Source organism: Candidatus Erwinia dacicola, assembly GCF_001756855.1.
Classification (GTDB): Bacteria; Pseudomonadota; Gammaproteobacteria; order Enterobacterales; family Enterobacteriaceae; genus Erwinia; species Erwinia dacicola.
This window is the reverse complement of the sequence record NZ_MAYS01000022.1, coordinates 1-6,081: the sequence shown is the minus strand read 5'-3', so window position 1 is coordinate 6,081 and position 6,081 is coordinate 1. Positions and strand designations below refer to the sequence as shown.

Sequence of the window (6,081 nt, the reverse complement as noted above, 5' to 3'; positions counted from 1 at the left end):
CCGTTCTTTCTGAGTGAGATATTTTCCCTGCATGCAACAGGGTCTCCAGTTGCGCCAGAATAGAGATTTTATCCGGATCGGGCCAGTGGGTAGCTGTGTTGCGTTTCGGGTGGGAATGGGACTGAAGACCTTCCAGCTCAGCTGTCGCTACAACGGCGCTAAACCCGAACCCCATCAGGCCATGGTTGATAGGGCGATGAACGGCTCCAGATGCCGTGATACAGCACGGGTTCTACGGATAAGCCTCAATACCGTTCTTCGTCATCCAAAAAACTTACGCCGCACTAGGTAGCGCAAAACGTAGAGCCTGGCGCAGAGGTGGTTATCTGCTGTGAAGCCGATGAGCAGTGGTCATATGTCCGGTGCAAAGGCAATCAGCGATGGTTATTTTATGCTTATAATCGCATCCGAAAGCGAGCCCCTGTACATGCATTTGGCCCTCGTAATGCTCTGACTTTAAATCATCTTCCTGTACTGTTTAGCCAGTTTAAGCTCGCTTTCTACATGACTGACCTCTAGATGGTATACCGAACACTGCTGGCTTCAACCAGCCATGTTGTAAGCAAAAAATACACCCAGCGGATAGAGCGTCATAATCTTAACTGGCGAACCCATCTCAGGTGGTTAGCCCGCAAGACTATCTGTTTCTCAAAATTAGAATAAATGCACAATAAGACCATCGGATAGTCTCTGAAAATTAACCATTACCACTAAGTCTGCGTCACGACCAATCATTGCGTGATTTATTGGCTCGATTTATTTGAAAGTTAAAAAAAACTAAAGAAATAACTATTGTAGCTAAAGAAAGTGGTATATTGGTTTCATGACATAGGACCACAGAATAATTATAAGAAAACGGTTACCAAAGAATTTAAAACTTTTAAATTTTGGAGTTCACTAAATGAATACCATCACCCCGATCCTTAACCCGCTGACTCTGCCTAACGGCGCCGTACTGAAAAATCGTCTGCTGATGGCACCGATGACCACCTGTACCGGATTTTATGATGGTACGGTGACCAGCGAGCTGATTGAGTACTATCGTGATCGCGCGGGTAGCATTGGTACTGTGATTGTGGAATGCTGCTTTATCGACTCGAAAGGCCCTGCCTTCCCAGGTGCCATCGCCATCGACAGCGACAACAAAATTTCCGGTTTAAGCAAAATTGCGGACGCGATCAAGTCAAAAGGTTCCAAAGCGATTCTGCAGATTTACCACGGCGGCCGCATGGTGGAGCCAGAGCTGATTGGCGGCAGAACCCCAGTGGCACCGAGCGCCATTGCCGCGCCGCGTGAAGGCACCACCACTCCGCAGGCGCTGACGGCAGAAGAAGTGGAGGTGATGATCACCAAGTTCGGTGATGCGGTGAACCGTGCGATTAAAGCTGGCTTCGACGGCGTCGAAATCCACGGTGCTAACACCTATCTTATTCAGCAGTTTTACTCACCAAACTCCAGCCAGCGCGACGACAAGTGGGGCGGCAGCCGCGACAAGCGCGCGCGTTTCCCGCTGGAAGTGCTGGAGATCACTCATAAAATGGCACAACGCTTTGCCGCGCCATCCTTTATTATCGGCTATCGCTTCTCGCCGGAAGAGCTGGAAGTTCCGGGCATCCGCTGGGATGACACGTTGTACCTGCTGGAAAAACTGGCAGCGCGCGGTCTCGACTATGTTCACTTCTCCGTCGGCCAGCTGCTGCGCCCGTCGATTGTCGACCGCGAAGACCCAACTCCTTTAATCACTAAATACCTTGCGCAGCGCTCTGAGACGCTGGCCAAAGTGCCGGTGATTGGCGTCGGCGGCGTGGTGAATAAAGCAGATGCGGAAACCGCGCTTGAGCACGGCTTCGATTTAGTTGCCGTCGGTAAAGCCTGCATTGCCTACCCAGACTGGGCGGACCGTATTATCAAAAATGACCACCTAGAGCTGTTTATCGACAGTACCCAGCGTGAAGCGCTCAACATCCCGGAACCGCTGTGGCGCTTCTCGCTGGTTGATGCGATGATCCGCGACGTCAGCACCGGAGGCCGTAAATACAAGGCCGGGGTTTATCAGGAAAAAGTGGAAGCAGAAGCGCTGAAGCTGCGCATCAACGTGGTGCTCGACACCGACCGTATCACTGATATCACCTTGGTGCCGGATGACACGCTGGACGTCGACTTCACCACCACCTTTGAGAGCCTGCGTACCCGCATGCTGGTGGCTAACAGCCCCCATGTTGATGCGATCACCGGGGCGACCACCCAGAGTGAGGCATTGAAAAAAGCGGTCTCCCGCGCGCTGACCACCTCCAGCAAAGAGCATGTGATTGAAGAGGGCGGCAACCCGCAGGCACCGCAGAACTACGATGTGGTGGTAGTCGGCAGTGGTGGCGCAGGGCTAGCGGCGGCGATTCAGGCTTCTGAAGCCGGGGCACATGTGGTGATTATTGAGAAGATGCCAACCATCGGCGGCAACACCATCAAAGCCTCAGTCGGAATGAATGCGGCGGAAACCCGTTTCCAGAAGCTGAAAGGCATCGAAGACAGTAAAGAGCTCTTCTATGAAGAGACGCTGAAAGGCGGCAAGTTTAAAAACAATCCTGAACTGCTGCGCGAGTTTGTCGATCTAGCCCCGGAAGCCATCGACTGGCTGGCAGGCCACGGCATTGAACTCAACGACATCACCATTACCGGCGGCATGAGCATCGACCGTACCCACCGTCCGGCGGACCGCTCAGCGGTCGGCGGCTTCCTGATTAGCGGCCTAGTGAAAAACGTCAATCAGCGTGAAATTGAGGTGCTGCTGGAAACCTCAGTGGCCGAAATTCTGCTTGAAAACGGTGCGGTGAGCGGCGTGAAGGTGGTGGATGAGTACAACGACAGCCGCATTCTCAACGCCAAAAGCGTGATCGTCGCCACTGGCGGCTTCAGCGCTAACCGCGAAATGGTGGTGAAATATCGCCCTGAGCTGGACGGCTTTGTGACTACCAATCATAAAGGCGCCACTGGCAGCGGCATCGCACTGCTGCAACAGATTGGCGCAGATACCGTTGATATGGACGAAATTCAGATCCACCCCACCGTTGAGCAGACCACATCTTACTTGGTCTCCGAAGCGATTCGCGGCGGCGGGGCGATTCTGGTCTGCCAGGCCGGTCAGCGCTTTTATAACGAGATGGAAACGCGCGACAAAGTGTCGGCGGAGATCATCGCACTGCCGGAGAAAAGCGCTTGGATTATTTTTGACGATCAGGTGCGTGCGGCCAACAAAGCCGCCGACGAATATATCGCCAAAGGGTTTGTGATTAGTGCCCCGACTTCGCACGAACTAGCAGTGAAGCTGAATATGGATCAGGAAGCGCTGCAAACCACGCTGGGCCGCTACAATGAGTTTGTCGCTCAGCAGAAGGATGAAGATTTCGGGCGTATCACCGCGCTGCGCCATCCGCTGAACAAGGGGCCTTATTATGCTATCTGCATCGCCCCGGGGATCCACCACACGATGGGCGGTGTCACCATCAACACCGATACTGCGGTGCTCAATACGCAGAAGCAGGCGATCTACGGCGCGTGGGCGGCGGGTGAGGTGGTTGGCGGCATCCACGGTGCTAACCGCATTGGCGGTAACGCGGTAGCGGATATTATTATCTTCGGAATTCTGGCCGGGCGTAACGCGGCGAACTACGCAAAACAGTAATCGTTGCGAAAGTTTTAAATATCGTAGGGGGGGCGACTTCTGTTTTGGTTGCCCCTTTTAACATACTCTTCCGGCTGACCAGAAAAGCGGTCAGCCCCTACATGGATATCATGATGTCGTCTGCCTCTGCCGTTTACACCTATTCCGCCGTGATGATGGGCTCGCCCATCCTGCTCAAGCTGTTCGACCACAATGAAACCTTGGCGCGTAACGTCTTCCGGCTGATCAAACAGCAGGAAAATCTGCTCACCGTTAATCACACCAAGTCGGAAGTGATGACGATTAACCACGCCGCCGGGCTGCATCCGGTGGTGGTCAGTCAGCCGGTATTTGATCTCATCTCCCGCGCCAGAGCGGTCAGCGTTCTGCCAGGCAGCAGCTTTAACTGCACCATCGGCCCGCTAGTCAAACGCTGGAAAATTGGCTTTCACGGCAACAGCACGCCACCCGCCGACGAGCTGCATAGCCTGCTGGCGCTCGCCGATCCACATCAGGTGATCCTCGATGCTGGGGCGCGTTCAGTGTTTCTGCAGCAGCTCGGTATGGAAATGGATCTCGGCGCGATTGCTAAAGGCTACATTGCCGACGTAGTGCGTGACTATCTGCGTCAGCAGCAGGTAGAGCACGCGCTGATTAACCTCGGCGGGAACGTGCAGACGCTGGGTGACAGTGGCGGGCAGGCGTGGGGCGTTGGGCTGAAACAGCCGTTTGGCCGCGATGATGAGCTGATCGGCGCGATAAATATTGCGGGAAAATCGGTGGTGACATCGGGTATCTACGAGCGCTACTTCGAGCTGGACGGGCGCTTATACCATCACATTCTCGACCCGCAGACCGGCTATCCGCTGGATAACGAGCTGCTGAGCGTAACGATTGTTTGTGAAAACTCGATCGACGGTGATATCTGGACCACTCTGATGTATGGCATGGGCGTCGAACAAGGCCTCGCCTACCTTTCCGGTTACCCGCAGATTGAGGCCATCTTTGTTACCCGCGATAGTCAGGTGATCTGCTCATCGCAGCGCCAGTTCCGATTTACGCTGTCCAATACCCGCTACCGGCTTACTGGCAGTACTGCTTGAGCAGAGCGCTGTGTTTCGCCTGCAGGCGGTAGTGGTACACCGGGCGGCCGGTGGCACCGTAGTAAATGCTGGTAAACAGAATATTTACCTGCGCCAGCCAGATCAGATACTTACGGCAAGAAACGTGTGAAATATTCACCGCTGTCGCCAGATCGTCTGTGGAAAACTCTTCAGTGGGGTGCACATCAATCCACAGGCACAGGGTGCGCAACGTCTGCGGCGTTAACCCCTTCGGCAGGCGCTTCGGATCTTCCGCGGCGGCATGATTGCCGTGGATCAGCTGATCAACGTCGGCCTGCTCGTAGAACTGATGATTATCCATCAGCGTCTTCTTCTGCTCCCAGCCGGTTAGCACCTCTTCGAAGCGGGCAAACTGGAAAGGCTTAATCAGATAATCTACCACGCCGTGGTGCAACGACTGCTTGATGGTAACGGCATCGGCGGCGGAGGAGATAACAATTACATCGATGGCGCGGCCCGCTTCGCGCAGCACCGGCAGCAGGTCCAGCCCGTTATCCTGCTGCATATACACATCCAGCAAAATCAGATCGATGGCGAATTTCGGGTCCAACACCTGATCCCGCGCCCGTTGCAGGGTTGAGGCTACATCACAGCAGTGAAAACCGGGTAATTGTTCGCCCTGATTCCCACTCGAAACGCAACACAGTAGTAGCGTCTTGGGACGCGGTGTAAATTTGGCAGGATGGTGAGCGCCATCGGCTTATCTGGTCAAGTAATGGTTCATCAGACAATTATCTTAAAAGGAACAAACTGATGGCTAACCACAGCGGGTCTTTGAATAGACCCTAGTTTCCTAGACGGTTCCGTGCCTCATGAACCAGGCGCTTTCATAAACTGCAGGGGGTTGATCCTCACAGGCACTGTGGCGGCGTTTAGCATTATAAAACCTCTCCACATAATCAAAGATATCCGCCTTCGCTTCTTTCCTGTTTTTATAGATCCGTTTCTTTATACGTTCCCGTTTTAGCAACTGGAAAAAGCTTTCTGCCACCGCGTTATCATGGCAATTACCCCGACGACTCATGCTGCTTTTCAAATTGTGAGATACCATAAAATGCTGGCACCTTTCACTGGTATATTGAGAGCCTTGATCTGAATGGATTAATACTTCTGCTGTCGGTTTACGTCGCCATACCGCCATCAATAATGCATCCATCACTAACTCAGCGGTCATTCGTCCTCCCATGCTCCAGCCTATAACCCGACGTGAGAAGAGATCGAGAACGTAGCACGCCTGTGGCGTGAGCGGCGCTGCTGCGCCGCTTCGGGTGTTTGCATGACCGGCGCTCCGCTTTATAC

Annotated in this window: 3 protein-coding genes and 2 pseudogenes; 3 read left to right on the top strand and 2 right to left on the bottom strand. The window is 53.7% G+C overall.

Translation table 11 applies throughout. The features are described 5' to 3' along the window. Positions 1-31 precede the first annotated feature (31 nt). The 3 genes and pseudogenes from BBW68_RS15230 to BBW68_RS00490 all read left to right on the top strand — a co-directional run bounded on the left by BBW68_RS15230 (position 32) and on the right by BBW68_RS00490 (position 4,761). A pseudogene (locus BBW68_RS15230) lies at positions 32-663 on the top strand (IS1 family transposase). Positions 664-901: 238 nt separating this feature from the next. Further along, positions 902-3,679 carry a flavocytochrome c gene (locus BBW68_RS00495; RefSeq protein ID WP_070133554.1) on the top strand — a complete coding sequence of 926 codons (2,778 nt, stop codon included), beginning with the start codon at positions 902-904 and terminating at the stop codon, positions 3,677-3,679. A gap of 113 nt (positions 3,680-3,792) precedes the next feature. Continuing rightward, positions 3,793-4,761, top strand: a complete 969-nt coding sequence (locus BBW68_RS00490; protein ID WP_070133555.1) for an FAD:protein FMN transferase — start codon at positions 3,793-3,795, stop codon at positions 4,759-4,761. On the opposite strand, the pseudogene dcuR reads toward BBW68_RS00490, so the two are convergent. Both dcuR and BBW68_RS00480 read right to left on the bottom strand, forming a co-directional pair. Next, positions 4,742-5,395 (bottom strand): annotated as a pseudogene (dcuR, locus tag BBW68_RS00485) (two-component system response regulator DcuR); the annotation flags it as partial. The gene BBW68_RS00490 and the pseudogene dcuR overlap by 20 nt on opposite strands. 180 nt (positions 5,396-5,575) lie before the next feature. Next, positions 5,576-6,081 (bottom strand): IS3 family transposase (locus BBW68_RS00480; RefSeq protein ID WP_245675182.1); only part of this gene is annotated, 506 nt, incomplete at its 5' end.